Here is a 25,469-nt window from a genome sequence, read left to right as displayed (position 1 = left end):
CGCCAACCTAAAGGGTTCCCATGCCAACAACACCGGTCGCTGAAGCGCGCCCAAAAAACACCGAGGAAACTGCCTTCAAACGCACCCAGTTCGCCAACCTTCCGGGCGGCGCCTTCTTCGAGGGAAAGTGGCACACCGCCGACATGACCCTGGAGGTGCGGGATCCCGAGGACGGCGTCCTGCTGGGGCGGGTGTGCAGTTCCACGCCGCAGGACGTGGAGCGCGCGATCGCCCATATCCAGCGTCAGCTCCAGGCGGAGGAGTGGCCGTTGCGGGCCCGGCGGGAGGCTCTGGAAAAGGCGGTGCTGCTCCTTGGGGAGCAGGCGGAGCGGTTCGCAAACATCATCGCGGCGGAGAGCAGCAAGACCATCACCGAGGCCGAGCGCGAGGTGCGCCGCGCCGCCGAAACCTTGCGGCTTTCCGCCGCCGCCTCCGTGGAACTGGCAGGGGAGACCCTGGGCTTTGAGGACAGCATGGCCGGTGCGGGCAAGATCGGCTGGTACAGCCGGAAGCCGGTGGGCATCGTTGCGGCAATCACGCCCTTCAATGACCCGCTGAACCTGGTGGCACACAAGCTGGGCCCGGCGCTCATCGGAGGCAACGGCGTCGTACTCAAACCCTCACATCGGACACCACTGACAGGCCTGGCGCTGGTGAAGCTGCTGCTGGAGGCGGGAGTCCCGTCCGGCCGGATCGCCGCAATCGTGTCCGGTCCTGGCGTCTCCGAGGCGCTGGTGACTGATCCCCGCGTGGACCTGATTTCATTCACGGGCGGTCCGGCGACGGCGGAGCGGATCGCCGCGGCAGCGGGCGGGAAGAAGATCCTTTCCGAGCTGGGCGGAAACAACGCCACGATTGTGTGCGCGGACGCGGACGCCCAGGCTGCGGCCGAGGCGATTGTGGCCGGTGCCTTCGGGGTGGCGGGCCAGAACTGCCTGTCGGTGCAGCGGGTGTACGTGCACACGTCGCTGTTCGATACCGTGCTGGAGCTCGTTACCGCGCGCACCAGGCAACTGAAGACCGGTCCCAAGCTGGACCGCGGCACTGACGTGGGTCCCCTGATTTCAGAGGCTGAGGCCCGGCGGGTTGAGGAATGGGTGGAGGAAGCCAAGACGTCCGGCGCCGCTGTTCATGCAGGCGGGCAGCGGCGCGGGGCCTACTACGAACCGACAGTGCTGGCCGACGTGCCTTCCGCCTGCCGGGTGATTCGCGACGAAGTCTTTGGCCCGGTGGTATCCATCCTGCCGTTCATCGAGGTGCAGGACGCGGTGTTCGCCGCCAATGCTACAGAGTATGGACTGCAGGCCGGCGTCTTCACCCGGTCCATCGATCTTGCGCTCCAGATAGCCGAAAAACTGCACGTGGGTTCGGTGGTCATCAATGAAACGAGTGACGTGCGGATCGATTCCATGCCGTTCGGCGGCTTTAAGAAATCCGGTGTGGGCCGGGAGGGCGTCCGGCACGCTGTGCGGGAAATGACCGAGCCCAAGAACACCATCGTCAACCTTGCCGGGGCGCCCATGCAGCGGCAGCACCAGGTGGCCACCCCGGAACGGAGCGTTTCTTCATGACAGCACACAGCATTGCGGTGATCGCCGGCGACGGCATCGGCAAGGAGGTTGTACCGGCCGCGATTGCGTGCTTGGAACGGATCGCGGAGCTGCATTCCCTGGACCTGAAGTTCACGTACTTCGACTGGGGGTCCGACTACTACCTCCGGCACGGCCGGATGATGCCGGTGGACGGACTGGAACAGCTGGCCCGGCACGACGCGATTTTCCTGGGCGCCGTGGGTTCCCCCGAGGTTCCGGACACGGAGTCGCTGTGGGGCCTGCTGATTCCCATCCGCCGGGAGTTCCAGCAGTACATCAACCTCCGCCCGGTCAAAACGCTCGACGGCGTGCGGTCGCCGCTTGCGTCCAAGGAACCGATCGACATCCTCATCGTCCGGGAAAACAACGAGGGCGAGTATTCCGAGGTGGGCGGCCGCGCCTACCGCGGGCAGCCGCACGAGACCGCTGTGCAGGAAACGATTTTCACCCGCCAGGGTGTGTCACGGGCAGCCCATTTCGCGGCGGCGCTCGCCTCGTCCCGCCGCCGCCTGCTGACCTCGGCAACCAAGAGCAACGGCATCATCCACACCATGCCGTTCTGGGATGAAGTGGTGGAGGAAACGGCCCGGCTGTACCCGGACGTGACCCTGGTCAGCGAGCTGGTGGATGCGCTGGCCGCCCACCTGGTGCTGAAGCCCTGGACGCTGGATGTCATCGTGGCCTCAAACCTGCTGGGCGACATCCTCTCTGACTTGGGAAGTTCGGTTACCGGGTCCATCGGCCTGGCCCCGAGCGCCAACCTGAATCCGGATGGCGACTTCCCGTCCCTCTTCGAGCCGGTCCACGGCTCGGCGCCGGACATCGCGGGCAAGGGGCTGGCCAACCCGGTAGGCCAGATCTGGTCCGGTGCGATGATGCTCCAGCATCTCGGCCACCCGGAGGCTGCCGAGCACCTGCAGCTCGCCTTCGAGTCGGTGCTCCGGGAGGGCCTTGGTACCCGCGACGTGGGAGGCCCGTCCTCGACGTCGGAGTTCACGGCCGCGGTCCTGGCCGCCATCGACGTCTACCACGCGCTGGACGCGATCGATGCGCGGGTACCCGGCGGGCCGGCGGCAGCACCGGCGTCGGCCTCATGAGCGTAGCGGGCGCGGGCGCAAAGCCCGTTGTTGCAGTTCTGTACCGGGAGGCCCTGCCGCCGCGGCTTGCTGAGATCGAGGCGCTGGCCGAGGTCCGCCTGGCCAAGGCCGACACACTGGCCGGGGCGATGGACGGCGCCGATGTGCTGTACCAGTGGCATTCGTTCTCCCCGGCGCTGCGTGAGAACTGGGGTGCCGCGTCATCGCTGCGGTGGGTCCATGTGTCCGCCGCGGGGGTGAGCCAGCTGATGTTCGACGAACTGGTGCGCAGCAAGATCCAGTACACGAACTCGCGGGGCGTGCTGAGCCGGGCGATCGCCGAGTTTGCGCTCGGCTTTGTGCTGGACCTGGCCAAGGATTCGCAGGGCTCCTTCAGGCGGCAGCGGGTGCAGCGGTGGGAGCACCGGACCAGCCGGAAGATCCAGGGGCAGCGGGCCCTGGTGGTGGGTACGGGCTCCATCGGGCGCGAGATCGCCTCGCTGTTCCGCGCCGTCGGCATGCAGGTCAGCGGTGCGGGCCGCAGCAGCCGGCCCGGCGACGCCGATTTTGACGTGATCCATTCGTCCCGCGAGCTGGCCCGGATTGTCCCGGGTTTCGACTACGTCGTCCTTGCCGCGCCGCTGACCCAGCAGACCAAGGGGCTGGTGGGCGCGGAGGTCTTGGCGGCCATGAAGCCCACTGCCTGCCTGATCAATGTGGGACGGGGCGAAATCGTCCAGACTGGCGCGCTGGTCGATGCCCTGGCCGCCGGATCAATTGCCGGAGCCGCACTGGACGTTGTGCATCCCGAACCGCTGCCCGAGGGGCACCCGCTCTGGGACATGGAGAACGTGATCATCACGCCGCACATGAGCGGGGACACCGAGGACTACCTCGATGATCTCGGCGCACTCTTCGTGGAGAACCTCAAACGGTACCGCGACGGCGAGCCACTCGAAAACGTCGTGGACAAGACCCTCGGATTCGTCCCAACTTCCTGACCGTATTCCCATCTCTCTAAGGAAACTCCGCCATGCCAACGATCGCCCTCACCAGGATCCCGCACTTTATCGCAGGTACGGAGGCAGTCGGCTCCGGTGACAAAACCCGCCAGGTGTTCAACCCGGCCACTGGCAAGGTGACCGCGGAGCTCCGCCTGGCCAACCGTGCCGACCTGGACACCGCCGTCGCCGCCGCGCGGAAGGCCGCCGACACCTGGGGTGACATTTCCCTGGCCAAGCGCACCGCGGTGCTGTTCAAGTTCCGCGAACTCGTCGCCGCCCACGTGGACGAACTCGCCGCCCTCATCACCGCCGAGCACGGCAAGGTCCTCTCCGACGCCAAGGGCGAAATCGGCCGTGGCCTGGAGGTCATCGAATACGCCTGCGGGATCCCCACCCTGCTGAAGGGTGATTACTCGGACCAGGTGTCCACCGGCATCGACGTGTTCTCCTTCCGCGAGCCGCTCGGCGTGGTCGCGGGCATCACGCCGTTCAACTTCCCCGTCATGGTGCCGTTGTGGATGGCACCGATGGCGATCGCCACCGGCAACGCCTTCATCCTCAAGCCCTCCGAGCGCGACCCCTCCCCGTCACTGCTGCTGGCCAAGCTCTGGAAGGAGGCCGGCCTGCCGGACGGTGTGTTCCAGGTCCTGCACGGCGACAAGGAAACAGTCGACGGGCTGCTGACCCACCCGGACGTGGACGGCATCTCTTTCGTCGGATCCACCCCGATCGCCCAGTACGTCCACGAAACCGCCACCAAGCACGGCAAGCGCGTCCAGGCCCTGGGCGGGGCGAAGAACCACGCCATCGTCATGCCCGACGCCGACCTGGACAACGCCGCCGACCACCTCGCCGCCGCCGCGTTCGGTTCGGCCGGTGAACGCTGCATGGCCATCTCCGTCGCCGTCGCCGTCGGCGACGCCGCGGACCTGATCGTCAAGAAGGTCGAAGAACGTGCCCTGGCCGTGAAGGTCAACAACGGCACCGTCCCCGACGCCGAAATGGGCCCGGTCATCACCCCGGCCTCCAAGGAACGCATCGTCCGGATCGTGACCGAGGCCGAAACCGCGGGTGCGGCCATGGTGGTGGACGGCCGCGACCTGGTGGTCCCCGGCCACGAGGACGGCTTCTGGGTGGGCCCCACCGTCATCGACCACGTCACGACCGAAATGACCGCCTACACCGAAGAGATCTTTGGGCCCGTCCTGGTCGTGGTCCGCGTCGACACCCTCGAGGACGGCATCAAGCTGATCAACGCCAACCCATACGGCAACGGCACCGCCATCTTCACCTCCTCCGGCGCCGCTGCCAGGAAGTTCCAGCGCTCCGTGACCGTCGGCATGATCGGCATCAACGTCCCCCTGCCCGTACCGGTGGCCTACCACTCCTTCGGCGGCTGGAAAGCCTCCCTCTTCGGCGACAAGCACATCTATGGCCCCGAAGGCGTCTCCTTCTACACCCGCGGCAAGGTCATCACCTCCCGCTGGCCCGAAACCCACCACGCCTCCGGCGCCTCCTACAACTTCCCGTCCAACTGAACGCGGGAGAAATGGACGCCACGACCACGATTGCCAGGGCGTATCTGGCAACGTCGCCAACGTCAGACCTCGTACCCGGCACGGTGAAACGCCGGGCTCCGGGAGATTTCGACGTCGTGATAGCCATCAAGTTCGTTGGCATCTGCCATTCCGACATCCACACGGCGCGGGGGGACTGGTCCGTCAACTATCCGGTGGTGGTAGGCCACGAAATTGCCGGAGTAGTGGAAGCCATCGGCCCAAAGGTAACGCGCCATAAAGTGGGAGACCGGGTGGGCGTCGGCTGTTTCGTCGACTCCTGCCGCGAGTGCACAAACTGCCGCGGCGGCGAAGAGCAGTACTGCCTGCAGGGCGCGACCAGCACGTATAACTCCATTGGCCGTGACGGCCTCCCCACTGCAGGCGGGTACAGCACCAGCATCGTGGTGGACGAGAACTACGTCGTGCGCATCCCGGCGGGGATTCGACTCGAAGAGGCCGCCCCGCTGCTGTGCGCCGGCATCACCATGTACTCGCCACTGCGCAACTGGGGCGCAGGACCGGGGAAACGGGTCGCCATCGTTGGCATGGGGGGACTTGGCCACATGGGCATCAAGATCGCAGCGGCGATGGGTGCTGAGGTCACCGTACTGAGCCGGACGCTGAGCAAGCAGGAGGACGCCCTCCGGCTCGGTGCGCACCAGCTGTGTGCCACATCAGATCCGGCTACGTTCGAAAATCTCCAAGGCACTTTCGACCTGATTATTAACACTGCCGCCATGGATATCCACTTGGACGCATACCTCTCCTTGCTTGCCTTGGATGGCACCATGGTCCTGGTGGGTCTGCCGTCTAAACCACTCAGCCAACGGGCCTGGTCGCTCGTTTCCTTCCGTCGCAACCTAGCCGGTTCCAAGATGGGCGGGATTCGGCAAACCCAGGAAATGCTGGACTACTGTGCCGCCAAAGGACTGGGCGCCGAGGTGGAAGTCATCCCGGCGGCCCAGATCAATGAAGCCTACGCCCGCGTCCTCGCCAGCGACGTGCGGTACCGCTTCGTGGTTGACGCAGAAACATTCTAATCTCCCCTCCGCCAGCCATTCCGCGTTGGACTTACACCGCGTAGGGGTCGGCGATGCCGATGTATTGGGTGGTGGTGTATTCGGCGATGCCTTCGGTGCCGCCTTCGCGGCCGAGTCCGGATTGTTTGACGCCGCCGAAGGGTGCGGCGGCGTTGGAGATGACGCCTGCGTTGAACCCGACCATGCCGAACTCGATCTGTTCGGCCACCCTGAGCAACCGGTTGAAATCCTTGCTGTAGAGGTAGGACGCGAGGCCGTACTCGGAGGCGTTGGCGAGGTTGATGGCTTCTTGCTCGGTGGTGAAGGTGGTGACGGGGGCGACGGGGCCGAAGATTTCCTGGCCCAGGATCGCGGCGTTGTTGGGGACATTGGCCAGGACGGTGGGCTGGTAGAAGTAGCCTGGCCCGTCCACCGGGGCGCCGCCGGTGACGGCAACGGCTCCGGCGTCGACGGCGGCCGCCACCAAAGCGTGGACGTCCTCGCGGGCGCCGGCGTCGATGAGCGGGCCCACCTGGGTGGCTGGGTCGGTGCCCCGTCCCGTGGCCAGGGCGCCCATGGCGGCAGCGAACTTCCGGGTGAATTCCTGGGCGACGGTTTCGTGGACGAGGAACCGGTTGGCGGCGGTGCAGGCCTCGCCCATGTTCCGCATCTTCGCGGCCATGGCCCCTTCGACCGCTTTGTCCAGGTCGGCGTCCTCGAAGACGATGAACGGTGCGTTCCCGCCCAGTTCCATCGAGGTGCGCAGCACGTTCTGCGCCGCGTCCGCCATGAGCCGTTTGCCCACGGGGGTGGACCCGGTGAAGGAGACCTTCCGCAGCCGCGAGTCCTTGAGCAGCGGCCCGGAAATCCCCGACGCGGACGAGGAGGCGACGACGTTCAATACCCCGGATGGCAGGCCCGCGTCGAGCATGGTCTGCGCGAAGTACTGGGCCGTCAGTGGGGTCAGCTTGGCCGGCTTCAACACCATCGTGCAGCCTGCGGCGACGGCAGGGGCTACTTTGCGGGTGGCCATGGCGAGCGGGAAGTTCCAGGGGGTGATGAGCAGGCAGGGCCCGACGGGTTTGTGCTGGACGAGAATTTTGTTCTTGCCCTCGGGGGTGGTGAGGTAGCGGCCGTAGTCACGGACGGTTTCTTCGGAGAACCAGCGCAGGAACTCGGCCCCGTAGGTGACCTCGCCGCGGGCTTCGGCCAGGGGTTTGCCCATTTCCAGGGTCATGAGGAGTGCGAAGTCCTCGGCGCGTTCGGTGACCAGGTCGAAGGCCCGGCGGAGGATCTCAGCCCGCACCCGCGGAGCTGTCCGGGCCCAGGAGGCCTGGGCGGCATCGGCCGCATCCAAAGCCGCAACGGCGTCCTCACTCGTGGCCGAGGCGAGGGTGGCGAGGACCTGCCCGGTGGCAGGATCGTGCACATCGAATGTGCCGCCGTCGGACGCGTCCACCCACTCCCCGCCGATCAACAGGCCGGTGGGCACCGACGCAAGCAGCGCGGCCTCACGCTCCGGCGATACGGCAGGGGATGAAGGGGCGGTGGGAAGCACGGAAGAAACTGTCATCGAATAAGTCCTTACAGAAAACTGGAAGCTGTAGTGCAGGCAACGGCGGCGGCGGAACCCGGTTCCACCGCCGCCTGCCGATTTACTTGCGTGTTTCGGGCTCCGGAGCGAGGAGCTTGTTGAGGTCGCTTTGGGTCAGGACGCGGGTCCGCTCGAATCGGGGGTCGTTTCGGAGTTCGATGACCAGGCCGATGCCGAGCAGGGCGACGATGACGGTGAACGGCAGGGCTGAGAGCATAGCTGCCTGCTGGAGTGCGCCCAGGCCGCCGACGATGAGCAGTACCACTGCGCACAGGCCGGTGAGTAAGCCCCATGTAGTGAGGATGGGCTTGGTGGGTTTGAGGGTTCCGCGGGAGGACATCATGCTCAGGACATAGGTGTTGGCATCAGCACCGGAGACGAAGTACATGACCACGAGGCAGATCGAGATGACCGAGGTGACACCGGACAGCGGGAGTTCGGCGAGGGTGGCGAAGAAGGCTGAGTTGACGTCCTCGAGGGCCGCTGCGCCGATCTGGCCGCCGTTGTCCATGTCGAACTTGATGGCGGAGCCGCCGAAGATGGTGAACCAGGCGAAGAAGACGACGCTGGGAACGATCATGACGCCGGCGACGAATTCACGGATGGTGCGTCCCTTGGAGATCTTGGCCAGGAAGACGCCCACGAAGGCACCCCAGCTAAGCCACCAGGCCATCATGAAATAGGTCCACCACTGCATCCACTGGACGTCTTCGGGAGTGCTCGGGGTGAGCAGGCTGACGGCGAAGAATTCGCTGGCGTACTGGCCCAGGGAGCGGAAGAACAGGTTGGAGATGAAGTTCGTGGGGCCAGTGAACAGTACGTAGAGTCCCAGGCCCGCGGAGAGAACCATGGTGGTCTGGCTCAGGTATTTGATGCCCTTGTGCACGCCGGAGAGGGCGGACAGGGTGAAGAGCACGGTGATGACGGCGATGATGATGATCTGGCCCACGAGGTTCGAGGGGATGCCCAGGACGCGGTCGATTCCTTCGCCAATCTGGGAGGCGCCCAGTCCAAGGGATGTGGTGGTTCCGAACAGGGTGGCGATGATGGCGAAGACGTCGATCATCTTGCCGAACCAGCCGTCCACCAGCTTGCCGAAGATCGGGCGGAGCATCGGTGAGACCAGGCCGGCGTTGCCGCGGCAGTGGGTGGAGTAGGCGATGGCGAGGCCGAAGACACCGAATACTGCCCAGGCGTGGGGTCCCCAGTCGAAGTAGGAGAACTGCATGGCCCGGACGGCGGCTTCCATCGTCCCGGCCTCGGCCAGGCCGTGGGGCGGTGAAGCGAAGTGGGAGATGGGCTCGGCGACGCCGTAGCTGATGAGGCCGATTCCCATGACGGCGGAGAGGATCATGGCCAGCCAAGCCCAGGTGCTGAACTCGGGTTTGGCGTCCTGGGCGCCGAGTCGGATGCGTCCGAAGCGGCTGGTGCCGATGTAGATGAGGAGGCCGATGCAACCCAGGGTGACAACGAGGTAGCTCCAGCCGACGCTCTGAGCCACCCAGTCCATGGCAGTAGTCATGACGCCGCTCAGGCTCTCCGGTGATACCGATGCCCAGATGGTGAAGGCCCCGATGAGTCCAATGGAGGCCCAGAAGACGGCTCCAGGCCTGTTCCGCAGGCGGTCTGCCGTTTCCATAGCAGTTTCGCTGGCATTGGGGGAGTTGAGGGGATTGCGGGTATCGCCGGAGGCTGTGGTGTCCATCAGGTCTTCGGCATTTTTGGTATGGCTCATGGGGGGCTCCAGATTGCGACGCTGCAGTGGGATGAAGTGGGGGCCTTCACGAATGGAAGTGATGGCGGGCCGGCCCGGGGGACTGGGGGCGCCGGGGCCGGTCCGCTTGACGGTGGATCAGAGTTCCTCGAGGCGTGCGCCGTCGAAGAAGTGGCCGGCTTTGTAAATCATGGGGTCGACGTCGGCCACTTCGGCGTGCCGTACGCGGCCGACGAAGATGGTGTGGGTTTTGGCTTGGAAGCGTTCCTTGATTTCCGCTTCGAGCGAGGCGGCGGAGCCGTCGATCAGGGGGACACCGTTGGGTCCGGCGTGCCATTCCAGGTCGGCGAACTTGTCCGGGGCCTTCGAGGCGAAGGTCTTTACGGTGCCGAGCTGATCGTTGCTGAGGATGTTGATCCCGAAGTGGGTCGATTGGAAAAGCGCCGGGTAGGTGGACGATGTCTTCTGGACGCAGACCAGGACCAGCGGCGGGTCAAGGGAGATCGAGGCGTAGGAGTTGGCGGCAAGGCCTCGCGGCGTGCCGTCCTCATCGGTGGTGGTCACCACGGTGACGCCGGTAATGAACTGCCGGTTGAAGCCCTTCATGATCTCCAGCGGGAGGTTGCCGGAGAGATTGTCGACGACTACTTCCGGGGTTTCCTCCTCGAAGGCGGAGCCAAGGGACGGAATACCAACGTGGGCAAGGAGTTCGACGGCGTCCCACGTCACCTGTTCGTAGGCGATCCGGCCGTCGCGCAGGGTGAGGGCATTGGAGCCACGGGTTTCCACGACGCGTCCTGTGGGCGGCACTCCCCGCAGCGGGCTGGTGAAAGTTCCGGTGGAGGTCCAGAAGATGGCCATGTCGTCACCATTGGCGATGACCTTCTCGATCCGGGTGGTGAGGTCCGGGAAGGCGGCCCGGACGTCGAGGATTTCCTGCTGCAGCTCTTTCAGGCCGGACACCTTTTTTGTGCCGGCGCTTTCCCGCTGGTAATCGGGGGTGACGATGGCGTCAAAAGCGGTGACATCCCCTTCGTCCCACGCTGCTGTCCAGGCGGCGGTCACGGTGTCATTGATTGTCTGTTGCATGCCACAACCGTAAGACGTCATGTGATCTGCGTCAATAGGAAGCTCAGAATCTCATACTGAGCCGCGACTTTTGGGGAACTCTTGACGGCCTTCTTGTATGCAACGTAGATTTGATGCATGCAAGAAACCACCCAGTTGCGGAAAGACCCGCAGGCGAACGGAAACCAGAGCAGCCTCCTGGCCAAGCTGCGGAAGCTGGTGCTAAGCGGTGAATACCCTCCCGGCGCGCCACTACCGGAGCTTTTCCTGGCAGAGGAATTTGAGGTAAGCCGTACCCCGGTGCGGGAAGCCCTCAAGCAGCTGGAAAACGAGGGCCTAGTAGAAATCAGGCCCAAGGTGGGGACCTTCGTGCGGATCCCCACGCGGCGCGAAATTGTGGAACTCTTCCAGTTGAAGGAAAGCCTCGAGGGCCTGGCCGCCAGCCTCCTCGCCCGGCGGGGACCCGTTCCGGAGTTGGACATCCTGAAACGCAACATCGAAGAGTCAGAGCGGGCCGAACGAAGGGCTGACACTGCCCGGTACGCGGAACTGGTCCACGAGTTCCACTGGACCATCGTCAAGGGCTCGGACAACTCCAAGCTTGTGGAGCACTACGGGCGGCTCATGAATCAGCTCGCCTACCACCGGATTGTCCTCGAAACCGTGGAGCGTCCCGCCCGCATGCGGGCCTCCATCCGCGAACACCAGTCCGTCGTGGATTCACTCCTGGAGAAGGACCCTGTAGGTGCCGAGCTCGCCATGCGCGGGCACGTCAACGCCTCTAGCCTGGCCGCAGCGCGCGGCGTAGATACCGGCACCGTCGCCGGTTCTGAAAACGAAGCTTAGCCACCGAAAGGAACCCCATGACTGTCGCTAATTACCCAAAGAAGGGTTGAACCGTGCCCGAAACAACTACCCCCGTCGCTGAGGGAAACAAGCCTGCGTCCCACATCGATGATCTTGCGCGCGCAGTGGGTGTCCGCAAAATCACCGTCCTGACCGAAGAAGTCCTCCGGGATGGTTCCTGCGCACTGCCCGCCAGCGTGACGCGGGCGGCCGCGGCGGCCGTCATCCGGAACCCCTGGATTGGCTCGGCTGTCTCCACCGACCTTGCGCCCGAAACGGAACGCATCGCCCCCGTGCTGGCAAAGATCCTCACCGATCGCCTCACCGCCGCCCTGGGCGGTGCCGGAGAAATCGAGGCCTTCGGAAAGTCCGCTGTGGTGGGGCTGAAGGGCGAGGTTGAGCACGCCGCGGCGCTGATCCATACACCGTACTTTGGCAACCTCGTTCGGGAGTTCCTCGAGGGCACGTCAATCCTGTCCTTCTCGGATGACCGGGCAGAACCGGGAATTTCCATCGCCGTCCCCATGTGGCACAAGGAAGCGGCCTCAACCCGCAGCCACTACCAAACCATCACGCTGAGCCTGAATGACGCCCCGCATCCCAACGAAATTGTTGTGGTTGCAGCCGCGTCAACGGGTTCGCGGCCGCACCCACGCATCGGCGACCGCACAACTGACCAGCCCGTAACCGCCCAGATCCTCGAAGGAATCCTGCAATGAACATCCGCAAAATCGTAACCCTGTCCGAAGAGATCCTGACCGAAGGCGGCCGTCCCGTAGAGCCCGGAGCGCGGGTGGCCATCGCCGTCGCGGTCCTGGAGAACCCGTGGGCCGGGCAGGGCTTCGTGGAGGACCTGACCGAGGGCATTGACGCCACCGCCTCGGACCTCGGCGCTCTCCTGACCCCCAAAGTCATCGAAGCGCTCGGTGCACCCGTCGAGGCCTACGGCAAGGCCGCCATCGTGGGCATCGAGGGGGAGATCGAGCACGGTTCGGCGCTGATCCACACCCTTAAGTTCGGTGACCACTACCGCAAAGCCGCGTCAGCCACCACGCTGCTTCCCGCCGTCGAAAAGCGCGCCCCCGCAGGGACAGTCTTCGACATCCCGATGAAGCACATCACGGACGCCACCATCCGGTCCCACCACCAGAGCGTGGAGGTCAGGATTGCCGATGCTCCCCACGCCGGGGAAATCCTCATCGCCCTGGCCGCGTCCGCCCAGGGCAGGCCGCAGGAGCGCCTGGCACCCTTGTCCACGGAGCAATGAGCCCCATGCCCGAAACGCCCGTAGCCCTCCTGCACGGCGTTGGCCTCGACTCCACCATGTGGGAGCCCGTCCGGGACGCCCTCAAACGGAACTCTGTGGCCATCGACCTGCCCGGCCACGGGCAGCAGCCGGCACTGCAGCATGAAACCTCGCTCGCCGAACTCGCCAGGGACGTGCTGGTCCGCCTTCCCGAGAAGAGCCACCTGGTGGGATTCTCCCTCGGGGCACTGATCGCACAGTACATCGCCCGGTTCAACCCGGAGCGGGTGGAGACCCTCACATGCGTGAACTCGGTCTGCCGCCGGACAGAGACCGAAGCCCAGGCAGTCCTGGCCAGGCTTGCCTCTGCGGAGCAGGACTTCCCCGCGACCGTTGAGGCCTCCATCGACCGCTGGTACGCCGGCACTTCCGTCCCCACGGACCTGGTGGAGGCAACCCGCCGCACCCTGGCGGCAAACGACGTCGGCTCCTTCGTCCACGCCTACCGCGTCTTCGCCACTGGAGATGCGGTGATCGGCCCGGAACTCGGCAACATCACCGTCCCTACCCTGGCCGTCACGGGCGAGCTGGACCCCGGATCAACACCGGACATGACAAGGCGCCTGGCAGAGGCAGTTCCAGGCGCAAAAAGCCTCATTGTGCCGGGCGCCCGGCATATGCTGCCCGTCCAGGACGCCGATGTCCTGGCCGGAGCCATCAACGACTTCATCCAAGAATCCGAAGGAGAACGGGCATGACGCTTCGACTCGACCACTTCATCGGTGGTACCTGGTCCGCTCCCGCTGGCGGCGAATACTTCGCCAGCACCAACCCCGCAACCCTGGAGGTCCTCTACGAGGCCGCCCGCGGAACCGAAGAGGACGTCCGCCGCGCCGTCGCGGCCGCTAAGACCGCTTTCGAGTCCCCGCTCTGGCGCGGACTCACGGCCACCAAGCGCGGGCACCTCCTGCGCCGTCTCGGCGACCTGATCGGTGAGCACGCAGAGGAGCTCGCCGAACTTGAAACGCTGGACAACGGCAAGCTCCTGCGCGAGATGCGCGGCCAGCTCGCCGGCCTGCCCGAGTACCTCTACTACTACGCCGGGCTCGCGGACAAGGTCCAGGGCAGCCAGATCCCCACCAACTCGGTCACCATGCTCAACTACACCCAACGGGAGCCGCTGGGTGTCGTCGGGGCGATCACGCCGTGGAATTCCCCGCTGACGCTGACGACGTCGAAGCTCGCCCCCGCACTGGCCGCCGGCAACACCGTGGTCATCAAGCCCAGCGAGTACACGTCCCGGACCATCCTCCGCGTGGCCGAGCTGGCCTCCCAGGCCGGTTTCCCGGACGGCGTGGTCAACGTTGTCACCGGGTTCGGCCAGGAGGCGGGAGCCGCACTGGTCAGCCACCGCGACCTCGCCAAGATCTCCTTCACGGGATCCACGCAGACCGGAGCCCGCATCGCCGCGGAAACCGCGTCACGGTTCATCGGCTCCACCCTGGAGCTTGGCGGCAAGAGCCCCAACATCGTGTTCAACGACGCGGACGTGTCCAACGCCGCGATGGGCGTCATCGCCGGGATCTTCGCCGCCGCAGGGCAGACCTGCATCGCCGGCAGCCGGGTCTTCGCGCACCGCAGCATTTATGACGAACTCGTCGAACGCGTGGCGGAGCGGGCGGCATCGATCATCATAGGTGACCCGCGGCTGGCAGAGACCGAGCTGGGCCCCCTGGCTTTCGGCGCCCAGCTGGACAAGGTCAGCTCCTACGTGGACATCGGCGTCAAGGAAGGCGCCACGGTCCGCACCGGCGGCCACCGCCCGGAGATCGACCTCCCGGGCTACTTCTTCTCGCCCACGGTCCTGACCGACGTCGACAACTCCATGCGGGTTGTCCGGGAAGAGATCTTCGGGCCGGTCGCCGCGATCATGCCGTTCGATTCCGAAGACGAGGTGGTTGGCCTGGCCAACGACACCGAGTACGGGCTGGCCGCAGGGGTTTGGACCCAGAACCTGGCACGCGCCCACCGGATGGCCCGCCGTCTTGAGGCCGGCACGGTGTGGGTCAACACCTACCGCGCCATGTCCCCGATGTCACCGCGCCAGGGTTTCAAAAACTCAGGCGTAGGCATCGAGCACGGCCTCGAGTCCATGCATGAATACACCCGGCTCAAGAGCGTCTGGATCAACACCGACGAAGGCCCGGTGTCCGATCCGTTCGTCCTGCGCAGCTAAGGAAACCCAATGCCACTCATCGAAGTCTCCATCGCCCGCGGCCGGACCCCCGAGCAGCTCCGCTCGCTCATCGCCGAGCTGCACAAGGCAGCCGAAACCTCAGTGGGAGCGGTGCCGGAAAACACCACCGTCATCGTCCGCGAAATCGAGCACGAACACTGGTCCCGCGGCAACCAGACCATCGCCGAACGCAACGCGGCAAACCGCTAAGCAGCAGCCAACCGCCACCGGCGAACGCCACACATCACAAGGAGCCACCACATGCGCTTTTCACTTTTTGTCCACATGGAACGCTGGGACGAATCCGTCTCTCACCGCGAATGCTTCGAGAATCTGACCGAGCTCACCCTCATGGCTGAAGCGGGCGGGTTTAGCACGGTCTGGATCGGTGAGCACCATTCCATGGAGTACACCATCTCACCCAGCCCCATGCCCCAGCTCGCCTACCTGGCCGCCCGTACGTCCAAAATCCGTCTGGGTGCCGGGACCATCATCGCGCCCTTCTGGAATCCGCTCCGGGTAGCTGGGGAGTGCGCGCTCCTGGACGTCATCAGCAACGGGCGGATGGAAGTGGGGCTTGCCCGCGGCGCCTACCAGTTCGAGTTCGACCGCCTGCTGGACGGCATGCCGGCGGTCGACGGCGGCAAGCACCTCCGCGAGCTGGTCCCGGCCGTGCGGAAGCTCTGGGAAGGCGACTACGCGCACGACGGCGAGGTGTGGAAGTTCCCGACGTCCACCAGCGTCCCCAAGCCGATCCAGAAGCCGACGCCGCCCATGTGGATCGCCGCCCGCGACATCTCCTCGCACGAGTTCGCGGTCGCCAACGGCTGCAACGTCATGGTGACCCCGCTCATGAAGGGCGACGAGGAGGTCGAGGACCTGGCACGCAAGTTCGATACCGCCGTCGAAAACAACCCCGGCGTCCCTCGCCCGGACCTCATGGTCCTACGGCACACCCACGTCCACTCCGCGGACGACCCCGAAGGCTGGCGCCGGCCCGCCGAAGGGATCAACAAGTTCTACCGCACCTTCGATGCCTGGTTCGGCAACAAGGCCACTCCGGTCAACGGCTTCCTCGAGCCCAGCCCGGAAGAGAAGTTCGCCGAGCGCGCGGAGTTCACGCCCGAGTCCCTCCACCGCACCGCCATGATTGGAACGCCGGAAGAGGTGATCGAGCGGATCCGCCATTACGAGTCGCTCGGCGTCACCGAGTTCAGCCTCTGGTCGGACAACAGCCTCACGCACGAGGAAAAGAAGCGTTCGCTCGAGCTCTTCATCGAGCACGTCGTGCCGGCCTTCCAGGAGCAGCCGGCGGTTGCCGCGCAGTAGGGTTCAAAAAGCAGGACGGCCGGCTGGTATCCACCAGCCGGCCGTCCCGCTTTTTCCGGCAGTTAGCGCGCCGTCCCCGCCAGCTCATCCGGCTGGACAGATTCGTTGGCCTTGCGGTCCTCGAGGTCATCCAGCGACTTGCCCCGGGTATCGGGGGACAGGAGGGTGGCCAGCGCGGCCACGGCGCAGATGCCGAACGTGGTCAGCCCGATGACCACGGGAATGTTGGTGGAGCCCGGGGGCGCCACCGCCGTGAAAATGCTCGGGAAGAACGAGGCGATCATGAGGCCCAGGTTCTGCGACACCGCGAAGCCGGTGACGCGGATCCGCATGGGGAACTGCTCCTGGAAGAACGTGGCGAAGGTGGCGTTCCACATTTGGAAGAAGAGGCCCTGCACAATGACGATGCAGACGAAGACCATAGCAAGGCTGCCCTGTTCGATGGCCCAGAGGTAGCCGCCGGCCAGCGCGCCGCCGCCCAGTCCGCCCGCCACCATCAGCATCCGCCGGCCGATCTTGTCCGAAAGTGCACCGAACAGCGGAATGGTGGCGACGGCGGCGATGTTGGCCACAAGGGTCACCCACAGGAAGTCGCTGCTGGAGAAGCCGTTGCCGTAGCCCTTCTGCGTTGCGTAGGAGACGCCGAAGATGAGGGTCGCCATGCCGATCACGTTGGTGAAGGTCATCAAGATGCAACGGACCAGGACCCATGGGTAGCTGCGGACCAGGTCAACGAGCGGGAACCGCTGCTTGGCCTTGCCCTCTGCGGACTGTGCCGCATACGCCGGCGGCTCCTGCACGCGGCGGCGGATCACGTAGCCGGCTAGGATCACGAAGGCGCTGAGCAGGAACGGGATGCGCCAGCCCCAGGACTGGAACTGGTCGGCGGGCAGGATCGCGGCAAGCGGGAGCAGGACCGCGGTGGCCAGGATGGAGCCCACCTGCGTGCCCTGGAGGCTGAAGCTTGCGAAGAAGCCGCGCTTGGCGTCGGGGGAGTGTTCCACGATCATTGCGCTGGCGCCGCCCAGTTCACCTGCGACGGCGAAGCCCTGGATGAGCCGGAGGATCACCAGCAGGATCGGCGCCAGGATGCCCACCTGGCCGTACGTGGGCAGCAGGCCGACGGCGAAGGTGGCGAAGCCCATCAGCAGCATGGCGAAGACGAGCACCTGCTTGCGGCCGTGCCGGTCACCGTACGCACCGAGAACGACGGCGCCTACCGGGCGGGAGACGTAGCCCACCGCATAAGTGGCGAGCGACGCGATGATCCCCACGGTGGGGTTCTCAGTGGGGAAGAAGATGGCGGGGAAGATGAGCGTCGCGGCCAGCGAGTACAGCGCAAAGTCGTAGTACTCGAGTGCGCTGCCGATCCAGCCGCTCATCGCGGCTTTCTTGGGGTCCCTCTTGCCGGGACTGGCTTCGGGGACTGGGGACACTGCCCCGGGGGTGGTGCTCATGTGGTGATCCTTCGTCGTCATTGGCAAGGAGCCGGAACCTGGTTCCGTACGGTCAATATGACCTTTGTCGTCCTGCAACGGCTCGTGGAAAGCCCGGCCTTTGAATCGTTTCATCAAGAATACGGCGTGATCCGGGTTACGTCAAAGGTGGATCGTCCGAGACATTCCCGGACGATCCACCTGACTTCCAGTTGTGAAATTCTGCGGCAGAGCCGCGGCGTCGACGAAACCCCTCTCGGGCTACCTGTCAGTCGACGAGGCCGCCCGAAAGTCCCTTCCCCAGCCACTTACGAGCGAGAATGCCGAAGATGACAGGCGGAAGGATGCCAAGGGTGCTGGCCGCGAACATTGATCCCCACTCGACCTGGAAGGCGCCGAAGTATCCGGGGATCGTTGTGGGGAAGGTATTCGCCGTCCGCTGGGTCAGGACGAAGGCGTAGAAGAATTCGTTCCACGTGAGAATGAAAACCAGGGTGGCGGTGGCTATGACACCCGATGCGGCCATGGGCAGTGAAAGCTTCCGGAAGACGCCCCACTCCGAGAGGCCGTCCACCAGTCCGGCCTCTTCGACTTCAGACGGGATGTCCAGGAAGAAGCCGTGCATCATCCAGATACCGAAGGCAAGGTTGTAGACGATGTAGACGGCGATGATTCCAGCGTATGTATCGATGAGGCCTGCGCCTGCTGCCAGCAGATAGATCGGCAGTGCGAAGACCACCGCAGGACCCATGCGTGTGCCCAGGACCAGGAAGAGGAAGCGGTCCTTGTGCTTGCCCTTCATCCGTGCGAGCGCGTGGCCTCCCATTGCGGACAGCACGACGACGATGGCCGTGGTGACCAGTGCGATAAGGAAGCTGTTGAGCAATGCACGGGGGAATGTGCTGCCCAGAACGCGTTCGAACGAGGACCAGTCAGGTGCCTGCAACCAATCGATGGGGATCTGGCGCCAATCGACCTGGGGAGTGACTGCGATGCGGAGCATCACCGCCACCGGCACCAGGCACACCAGGCTGACCAGGATCATTGCAACATAGTTGGGGATGTCCCAAATCTTCCGGGAGTGGAACTGCCGGGGAGGGGTCGACGCGGCCGGGCTGGGACTCCGGGGCGGGACCTCGGCGGCGGTCCTGCGCCTTGAGGTGGTGTGCGAGGTCATTCTGATACTCCCTTGCTTGCTCGGAAGAATTTGACGATGAAGGTGCTGACAACGCTGATGATGACCAGCACTACGAAGCCGACGGCGGCTGAGAAGCCGAGATCCAGATACTGGAAGGCGTTGCGCCAGAGATAGATCGGAAGGGTTTCTGACGACGTCCCGGGCCCGCCGTTGGTCATGATGAAGAGCTTGTCGAACTCACGGAAGCTGTCCATAAACCGAATGAGGGCAACGAGCACCAGCAGCGGACGGATCTGCGGGAGGATGAAGTGCCACAGCTCCTGCCAGGCGTTGGCGCCGTCGATCTTTGCAGCCTCCATGACGTTTTTGGGGACCGTTTCCATGGCTGCCCCCACCACAATCGCCACGAAGGGAGTCCACTGCCAGGCGTCCACGAACGCGACCGTGACCAGTGAGACGCCCGGGATGGACAGGAAACTCGGAGCTGTGAGCCCCACCAGGCTGAACATCCAGGGAATGAACCCGCCCGAGTCAAGGAGGAACCGGAACATGGCTCCGACGACGAGGGGTGCCAGCACCATGGGAACGATCAGGATGATGCGGAAGAGGCCGTGCCCGCGCAGTCTGCGGGCTACCAGCAGGGCGATGGCAATGCCCACGGGGATGCTTACGGCCATCGAGACGGCTGAGAAGGCCGCAGACTGGCCTGCCGCTTGCCAGAACCTCTCGTCCCCGGCAAGGCGGGTGAAGTTCTCGAAGCCGATGTAACGGTTCCCTGCAGGAGCTGTGAGGGTCTCCCGCTTGAACATCAGATTCATGATGTAGATGGTGGGGAAGACCAGGACGACCAGGAAGATCAGTGCTGAGGGTGTCAGCGAAAGAAGCGTGTATCCCCGGCTTGTTTTCATTTCCTATTTCACCTCGTTCGATGCCAGCCACTTCAGGGGGTTGGCTATTGTGAGCTGCGCGAAGATGTCACGTTGGAGTCCAGCCTCCAGCGCGCGGTGCCGGAAGGACTCCGGCAGGTAGGAGATATCGCTGAAGGTGTGGCCTGCAATCGCCTCCGGACCCGTGAACTGCTGGACACTGTCGTGGCTTAGCAGGATCCTGCCGTCCAGTCCCTCGGCGGCGAGCTTCTGGATGAGTTGGATCCAGTGATCGTCGCTGTGGGAGGTATGCCCGATCCTGTCAAAGCCGACGAAAGCTCCCCGCCGGGCTATGTCGATGGCGTATCCAGGAGGTTCCTCGTCGGCGCACACGTGCGAGATGAGGACTTTGGCCAGGTCCACGCCAAATTCGGAGTAGAGCCCGGCCTGTTCGATGCCCAGCGAGCCGGTTGTATGGCTCACTATGGGCGCGCCGGTTTCCCGGTGGGCTTGCGCCGCGGCTTTGATGGCTTTGATCTCGTTGTCCGTAGCTTCACCCTGGCTCGTAGCTACCTTGATGACCCCGCAGCCGCGGCTGAGCTCGGCGGTGAAGGCAGCAGCCAGGTCTTCGACGGCGGCGCGGCGCACCCACGCGGGCTGGTCACTCCACTGCTCGCAGAACGTCCCTGTGCTGGCGATGATGTGGACGCCGCTCCGCTCGCTGACGCGCTGCAGGAAGTCCAGGTCCCGTCCATAACCCGGCGGCGTGCAGTCCACGATGGCCTGGACGCCCATCGTCGGGAGGGCCTTGAGGGCCCGTACGCAATCGTCCTCCGTGGCAAGCGTGGGCGGGGGTGCGTCTCCTTCCTTTTGCCGGTAGTCGATGATGACGTGTTCGTGGGGCAGTACAGCCAGGGCGGGGTCGAGTTCGGCCATGCCCCGTACGGTCTTAACGTGCATATGATCCTCCTCCGGAGAATGAGTCGCCGTAGTCGAACGAAGCGGTAAGGCCGCCGTCGACGACGATGTTGGTGCCGGTCATCGCACCTGCTGTTTCGGGAAACAGCAGGTGCACGATCGAGGGTGCGATGTCCTCCGGGGTGAGGAGTCGGCCAAGTGGATGGCGCCGGGTCAGATGCTCCTGCGCCTGGTCCCCCGCCGGGATGCTCTTGAAGTGGCGTTCCAACAGGGGAGTCATGGTGGTGCCGGGGCACACCGAGTTGACCCGGACGCCGTAGGGTGCCAGCTCTATCGCCAGTGCGCGGGTAAGGGCGACCACGGCGCCCTTGGAAGCCACATAGGCTGCGGAGCGGTCCTGCCCGACGAGGGCCGCGACCGAGGCGACATTGACGATGCTTCCCCGCGATGCGGTGAGGAGGTCCCACAGTTCCCTGGTGCCAACGAGTACCGAGCGGACATTCGTTGCGTAGGTGGCATCAATCTGGGCGTTGGTGGTCTCGGTGAGGGGCGCTATCGGGGCAATGCCGGCGTTGTGGACCAGGGCATCGAGGCGGCCGTACTTCTCGCCGAGGTGACTGGCGAATCCTGCCCAGGCCTCGGCGTCGCCCACGTCAAGGCGGTAAGGGGACAGGCCCTCTTGTTCAGCGGCGGCAAGCGCGGTCCCATCGCGGTCGGCGACGACGGTGGGGCCGTCGGCGACGAGCCTGCGTGCAACTGCCAGGCCGATGCCGCTGGCTCCGCCGGTTACAACTGATACTCGTGGAGCCACAGGTCCACCTCCTTCGCGCCGGCGGGGTCGTTGAGGACCGAACCAAAAAATTCGTCGACGCCGGTGCCCGGCGGAGCGGGCTCCCAGCCCGTAAGGGTTTCCTTCACGCCTGAGCCGGTGAGGATGCACACTGATTCCTCGCCGCCCAGCCCCGCGGCGATGAGGGCTGTCACGGCGGCGCAGGATGACAGTTCGACGTCCAGCCCGTCATAGCGGGCAAGGTCAGTCCTGATGTCACGGAGCAGGGCGTCATCGGCGGCGCTCATGGTGCCGTTGCTGGCCCGGACGCGGTTCAGGAAGAACGTGCCCTCGGGGGCGTACCCGGTAAGCCTGTCCGCGATCGAGGTGGCCTTTGTCAGGACGGGCCCGTCCCACGGCTGGACCTCCTGGCGGCCCTCGGAAAAGGCAGCGGCAATCGGGGCGCAGCCCGCTGCCTGTCCGGCCACCAGGCGGGGGGAAGGCCGTCCTGATTCGGTGAGCCCGCGGGCCGCACCCAGAAGGACCGGGCCCACGCTGACGGCGGCGGCGAGGGAGGCAACGTGCCGATCCTTTAGCTGGGCGGAGATTTCGTGTCCGATGGATCTGCAGGCCCACTCGCAGCCGGAGGCGCCGAAGGTGGAGGCGAGGTTCGGCAGGCCGTATTTGTCTGAGACGAGTTTGGCCAGGTGATGCGCGGCCGCAGGGCCTTCGCCCACGCGGAGGGTGGTGCCCCCGCGCAACTGCACCATGGCCACGATGGGGGTGGGGACCTGTTCCGGGACCAGGACGAGGAGGGGCAGGCCCGCGCGGGCGCAGTGCGTCGCGGCGGCCACTGCCGCGTTGCCTGAGGAGGCGACGACGGCTCCAGGGGCTCCTTCGGCCACCGCTTCACGAACGAGTACGTCCATGACGCGGTCCTTGAAGGACCCGCTGGGATTGGCCCCCTCGACTTTCAGCCAGGTGCCTTCGAGTCCCGGGATCCTGCTCCGGACCAGCGGCGTGTGTGAGGGGGCGCTGTCCGGCCGGGCAGTCCACGGGTCCGTCCTAAGGCACACTCCTCCACACACGGCGCAGTGCCCGGAGGTGCCGGGAAACGCCATTCCGCAGCTCTGGCAGACGGTTTTCATGCCGGCACTTCCCTTCTGGCCGCGAGGCCGGGGAGCTTGGAACCCTGCCACGATCCCTGGCTGATGACCGGAACACCCCCAATAAAGGAGTGCTGCAGTGCGCGGGGGGTGTAGGGGCCCATGGACGGGCCTTCTTCAAGCTTCTCCGGCTGGATGACCAGGACGTCGGCGGGCATCCCGGTCGCAAGGCGCCCGGTGGAAAGACCGAAACGTGCCGCGGTGCGGGACGTCATCCGGGCCACCATCTGCTCGACGGATACATCCAGCAGGCCGCGGTGTGCCCAGTCCAGGAACCGGTAGAAGCTGTTGGTTGCCCGGGGGTGGGGGATGCCGGAGCCGAGGATGCCGTCGGACCCCACGAGGTGGTTGCCGGTGCTGGCAAGGGTTCGGATGTTGTCCGTATGGCCCTGGTCCACCAGTACGCATGCGCGGCCCTGCGCTTGGACGAAGAGCTGCAGGACGGCCCGGCCGCAGGAAATGGCTGCCTCTTCGGCAATGCGCGCAATGGACCAGTAGTCCCAGCGTTCCAACGGGGTCCCCTGGAGGCCTGCCACAAAGATGGCATCCCAGCCCGCCGCGAAGGTGGGGCCGGGACCGCGGACATCCAGCTCAGCAGCAAGGTCCGCTGCCCAAGCCGCGTCGCCCGTGCGGGCGAGGAGGTCCGGCGTGTTCAGGGACTGGATGGAGCGTGGCAGAAGCGCGCCGATGAAGGTGCAGCCGGCTGTATAGGGATAGGTGTCCCACGTGACCTCCTGCCCGGCACGGTGGAGGCGCTCAACGAACTCCCCCGCCATGCCGGCCCGGCCGGGACCGGAGATATGGAAATGTGACAGATGCAGTGACAGGCCGCTGCTGCTGCAGACCTTCAGTGCCTCCTCCAGCGACTCCTCCAGGCCAGGCCCGTAGTCCCGCAGGTGGGTGACATACGGTGTGCCCCTCGGAAGCTCGCCGGTGACATCGATCAACTCGGTGGTTGTCGCGGCCAGCGCCGGGGCATAGCTCAGCCCCGTGGACAGCCCGACTGCGCCCTGGTCCATTCCGGTCTGGAACAGGCGGCGCATCGCTGCGCGCTCTTCTTCTGATGCGTCCCGGAGCCGCCTGCCCATGACCTTTGCGCGGACAGTGCCATGCGGAACCAGGGTGGCCACCCGTGCGAAGGCTCCGCGGTCGGCGAAATCGAGGTAGGACTGCGTGTCGGGGAATTCCTCGTCCGGGAGGGTCCCGGCGATCGGCTCAAGGGTGTCCGCCATGATCCGGCGCGACCCACCATTGGCGAAGGACAGTCCCAGGCCGTCCTGCCCCACTATCTCGGTGGTGACCCCCGCCAGGGCCCTGGCTTCCATGCTTTCCCCTGTCAGCACCGCCGCGTCGGCGTGGGAATGGGCGTCGATGAATCCGGGCACCACCCACAGGCCTCCGACGTCGATGCCGGTGCTGCCATCGACCGGCAGGTCCGGGCCGAGCTCGGCAATCCCTCCATCGACAATTCGCAGGTCTCCCGGGAACCTGCGCGGGGAGACACCGTCAAACACGGTGCCTCCCCGGAGCAGGTAGCTGGTCACTTCAGGTGCCCGGCGTTCTTCATGATGGTGGTCAGCTCCGACTGGGCAGTTTCCAGCGCGTCGTCCACAGACTTGCTGCCGGCGATGGCCGCCGAGATCTCCTTGGTGAAGGTGTCACCAATGGAGGTGAACTCCGGGTAGAAGGGCCAGTGTTCTGCCGTGGTGCCTTCCCAGCTTGCCTGGAGGGCGGTGCTGAATTCCTCGAGGCCCTTCGAGGCCATGTAGTCGGAGTACTCCGTGCTCTGCAGGACGTTCAGGTTTGGCACGTCAGTACGGTTCAGCTGAGTCAGCTCCTTCATGGTGGTGTCCCGGGACATCCGCCACTGGAGGAACAGCCAGGCGGCGTTCTTGTTCTTGCTCTTCGCCGTGATGGCCAGGCCCTCGTTGTACAGCCACTGAAGCTTCTTGCCGCTGGGGCCGGTGGGAAGGGTGTACCCGACCTTTCCGGCCACCTGGGACTGCTTGGCGTCTTCAAAGATGGTGCCGAAACCGGAAGTATCGAACATCATCGCTGCCTGGCCGGAGGAAAATTTCTCACCGGCCTGCGTGAAGGTCAGGGTCGCGGCGTCGCTGGGCCCGTAATCCTTCATGAGCGTGACAAAGTCGGCCATGGCCTTCTTCATCTCCGGACTGTTGGCCTGCGGATTGCCGTCCTTGTCGAACAGGAGTGCGTCGTAGCCGTAGGACCAGCCGATCTCGGTGCCGAGCGAAGCGAAAGTGGAGGCTCCGCGGGCGCTGAAGGGGATCAGGTCCGGGCGCCTTTCCTGGATCACCTTCGCTGCGGCGAGGATCTCGTCTGTTGTCTGCGGCGGCTGGATCCCCAACTCCTGGAAGACGTCCGCGCGGTAGAAGAACATACCGCCGATGATGGTGTGCGGAAGGGCGTAAAGCTTGCCGTCGATCGTCATGGAATCGAGTGCACCCTTGGGGATATCCCCCATTTCCAGCCAGTCATCCTTAGCCTTGCTCACATACTCGTCGAGGGGCTCCAACCAGTTGGCCGAGACGAATTCAGGCATGTTCCAGAAGGATCCGGATGTGATGTCGTAGGTTCCCGTTCCCGATGTGGAATCCAGGACGAGTTTCTGGCGGGCAGTGGGCTCGTCGTACACCTCAAGATCGACTTTGATCCCGGTGGCCTCCTCGAATTCCCCCTTGAATTGCTGGATGGCCTGGATCTCGTAGCCCTCCTTGAGCAGCACGCGAAGATTCGTGCCCTGGAAGGACTCCCGACCGCCGGTGGGGGTGGTCTCTGTGACGCCGCCGCCTGCGCATGAAGTGATCATCAGGGCGCTGCTGACAAGGGCCACCAGGCCAGTCAGCAACCCCTTTTTTACTGATTTCATTTA

At 65.1% G+C, this 25,469-nt stretch carries 23 protein-coding genes; 12 read left to right on the top strand and 11 right to left on the bottom strand.

The window, feature by feature from the left end:
- Nucleotides 1–20: 20 nt before the first annotated feature.
- The 5 genes from AC5RT3_RS03155 to AC5RT3_RS03135 are packed head-to-tail and all read left to right on the top strand — an operon-like array spanning nt 21 to nt 6,271.
- Nucleotides 21–1,571 (top strand): aldehyde dehydrogenase family protein, encoded by a 1,551-nt coding sequence (locus tag AC5RT3_RS03155; RefSeq protein WP_494009604.1) that lies wholly within the window; start codon nt 21–23, stop codon nt 1,569–1,571.
- Nucleotides 1,568–2,689, top strand: a complete 1,122-nt coding sequence (locus AC5RT3_RS03150; RefSeq protein ID WP_494123470.1) for a tartrate dehydrogenase — start codon at nt 1,568–1,570, stop codon at nt 2,687–2,689. The genes AC5RT3_RS03155 and AC5RT3_RS03150 overlap by 4 nt, the downstream gene beginning before the upstream one ends.
- Nucleotides 2,686–3,669: a D-2-hydroxyacid dehydrogenase gene (locus tag AC5RT3_RS03145; protein WP_494009602.1), complete on the top strand. Its 984-nt coding sequence runs from the start codon at nt 2,686–2,688 to the stop codon at nt 3,667–3,669. Before AC5RT3_RS03150 ends, AC5RT3_RS03145 begins: the two co-directional genes overlap by 4 nt.
- Before the next feature lie 32 nt (nt 3,670–3,701).
- Nucleotides 3,702–5,210, top strand: coding sequence for a CoA-acylating methylmalonate-semialdehyde dehydrogenase (locus tag AC5RT3_RS03140; RefSeq protein ID WP_494009601.1), 1,509 nt, complete (start codon nt 3,702–3,704; stop codon nt 5,208–5,210).
- A gap of 11 nt (nt 5,211–5,221) precedes the next feature.
- Nucleotides 5,222–6,271, top strand: coding sequence for an NAD(P)-dependent alcohol dehydrogenase (locus AC5RT3_RS03135; RefSeq protein ID WP_494009600.1), 1,050 nt, complete (start codon nt 5,222–5,224; stop codon nt 6,269–6,271).
- 31 nt (nt 6,272–6,302) lie between these two features.
- Here AC5RT3_RS03135 and AC5RT3_RS03130 read toward each other — a convergent pair whose 3' ends face one another.
- The 3 genes from AC5RT3_RS03130 to AC5RT3_RS03120 form a co-directional block, all read right to left on the bottom strand.
- On the bottom strand, nt 6,303–7,823 hold the full coding sequence (locus AC5RT3_RS03130) for an NAD-dependent succinate-semialdehyde dehydrogenase (protein WP_494123469.1): 1,521 nt from the start codon (nt 7,821–7,823) through the stop codon (nt 6,303–6,305).
- 82 nt (nt 7,824–7,905) lie between these two features.
- Nucleotides 7,906–9,579, bottom strand: a complete 1,674-nt coding sequence (locus AC5RT3_RS03125) for a BCCT family transporter (RefSeq protein WP_494009598.1) — start codon at nt 9,577–9,579, stop codon at nt 7,906–7,908.
- A 117-nt stretch (nt 9,580–9,696) separates the two neighbouring features.
- On the bottom strand, nt 9,697–10,647 hold the full coding sequence (locus AC5RT3_RS03120; protein WP_494009597.1) for a flavin reductase: 951 nt from the start codon (nt 10,645–10,647) through the stop codon (nt 9,697–9,699).
- Between the two features lie 117 nt (nt 10,648–10,764).
- Between AC5RT3_RS03120 and AC5RT3_RS03115 the strand changes: the two genes are divergently transcribed.
- Genes AC5RT3_RS03115 through AC5RT3_RS03085 form a run of 7 tightly spaced genes read left to right on the top strand, consistent with a single transcriptional unit; the run spans nt 10,765 to nt 16,283 of the window.
- The gene (locus AC5RT3_RS03115) at nt 10,765–11,472 is read left to right on the top strand and encodes a GntR family transcriptional regulator (RefSeq protein ID WP_494009596.1); all 708 of its coding nucleotides are present in this window, start codon (nt 10,765–10,767) and stop codon (nt 11,470–11,472) included.
- A 53-nt stretch (nt 11,473–11,525) separates the two neighbouring features.
- Entirely contained in the window at nt 11,526–12,191 is a 666-nt protein-coding gene (locus AC5RT3_RS03110) for an amino acid synthesis family protein (RefSeq protein WP_494009595.1), read from the top strand.
- Complete coding sequence (locus tag AC5RT3_RS03105) at nt 12,188–12,739, top strand: amino acid synthesis family protein (protein ID WP_494051839.1); 552 nt, start codon at nt 12,188–12,190, stop codon at nt 12,737–12,739. The genes AC5RT3_RS03110 and AC5RT3_RS03105 overlap by 4 nt, the downstream gene beginning before the upstream one ends.
- Nucleotides 12,740–12,744: 5 nt before the next feature.
- Nucleotides 12,745–13,476 (top strand): alpha/beta fold hydrolase, encoded by a 732-nt coding sequence (locus AC5RT3_RS03100; protein ID WP_494123468.1) that lies wholly within the window; start codon nt 12,745–12,747, stop codon nt 13,474–13,476.
- Nucleotides 13,473–14,954, top strand: a complete 1,482-nt coding sequence (locus tag AC5RT3_RS03095) for an aldehyde dehydrogenase (protein WP_494051837.1) — start codon at nt 13,473–13,475, stop codon at nt 14,952–14,954. The genes AC5RT3_RS03100 and AC5RT3_RS03095 overlap by 4 nt, the downstream gene beginning before the upstream one ends.
- 9 nt (nt 14,955–14,963) lie before the next feature.
- On the top strand, nt 14,964–15,164 hold the full coding sequence (locus AC5RT3_RS03090) for a tautomerase family protein (RefSeq protein ID WP_494051836.1): 201 nt from the start codon (nt 14,964–14,966) through the stop codon (nt 15,162–15,164).
- A 51-nt stretch (nt 15,165–15,215) separates the two neighbouring features.
- A complete protein-coding gene (locus AC5RT3_RS03085; protein WP_494051835.1) occupies nt 15,216–16,283 on the top strand; it encodes an LLM class flavin-dependent oxidoreductase in 1,068 nt (355 codons plus the stop codon).
- Nucleotides 16,284–16,345: 62 nt separating this feature from the next.
- Here AC5RT3_RS03085 and AC5RT3_RS03080 read toward each other — a convergent pair whose 3' ends face one another.
- From AC5RT3_RS03080 to AC5RT3_RS03045, 8 genes are all read right to left on the bottom strand, one after another.
- A complete protein-coding gene (locus AC5RT3_RS03080) occupies nt 16,346–17,740 on the bottom strand; it encodes an MFS transporter (protein ID WP_494051834.1) in 1,395 nt (464 codons plus the stop codon).
- A gap of 247 nt (nt 17,741–17,987) precedes the next feature.
- Nucleotides 17,988–18,896 carry a carbohydrate ABC transporter permease gene (locus tag AC5RT3_RS03075; RefSeq protein WP_494051833.1) on the bottom strand — a complete coding sequence of 303 codons (909 nt, stop codon included), beginning with the start codon at nt 18,894–18,896 and terminating at the stop codon, nt 17,988–17,990.
- Nucleotides 18,893–19,765, bottom strand: a complete 873-nt coding sequence (locus AC5RT3_RS03070; RefSeq protein ID WP_494051832.1) for a carbohydrate ABC transporter permease — start codon at nt 19,763–19,765, stop codon at nt 18,893–18,895. Before AC5RT3_RS03070 ends, AC5RT3_RS03075 begins: the two co-directional genes overlap by 4 nt.
- 3 nt (nt 19,766–19,768) lie before the next feature.
- Nucleotides 19,769–20,683 carry a phosphotriesterase family protein gene (locus tag AC5RT3_RS03065; protein WP_494009586.1) on the bottom strand — a complete coding sequence of 305 codons (915 nt, stop codon included), beginning with the start codon at nt 20,681–20,683 and terminating at the stop codon, nt 19,769–19,771.
- Entirely contained in the window at nt 20,673–21,452 is a 780-nt protein-coding gene (locus tag AC5RT3_RS03060; RefSeq protein WP_494123467.1) for an SDR family NAD(P)-dependent oxidoreductase, read from the bottom strand. The genes AC5RT3_RS03065 and AC5RT3_RS03060 overlap by 11 nt, the downstream gene beginning before the upstream one ends.
- Complete coding sequence (locus AC5RT3_RS03055; protein WP_494009906.1) at nt 21,428–22,531, bottom strand: pyridoxal-phosphate dependent enzyme; 1,104 nt, start codon at nt 22,529–22,531, stop codon at nt 21,428–21,430. Before AC5RT3_RS03055 ends, AC5RT3_RS03060 begins: the two co-directional genes overlap by 25 nt.
- Before the next feature lie 23 nt (nt 22,532–22,554).
- Nucleotides 22,555–24,120 carry an N-acyl-D-amino-acid deacylase family protein gene (locus tag AC5RT3_RS03050; RefSeq protein WP_494051831.1) on the bottom strand — a complete coding sequence of 522 codons (1,566 nt, stop codon included), beginning with the start codon at nt 24,118–24,120 and terminating at the stop codon, nt 22,555–22,557.
- The gene (locus AC5RT3_RS03045) at nt 24,117–25,466 is read right to left on the bottom strand and encodes an ABC transporter substrate-binding protein (RefSeq protein ID WP_494009583.1); all 1,350 of its coding nucleotides are present in this window, start codon (nt 25,464–25,466) and stop codon (nt 24,117–24,119) included. The genes AC5RT3_RS03050 and AC5RT3_RS03045 overlap by 4 nt, the downstream gene beginning before the upstream one ends.
- Between the last annotated feature and the right edge of the window lie 3 nt (nt 25,467–25,469).

This window comes from Arthrobacter sp. Y3221159, from assembly GCF_059089885.1.
The sequence above is the reverse complement of the archived record's forward strand: the minus strand, read 5'-3'. Positions and strand labels throughout refer to the sequence as shown.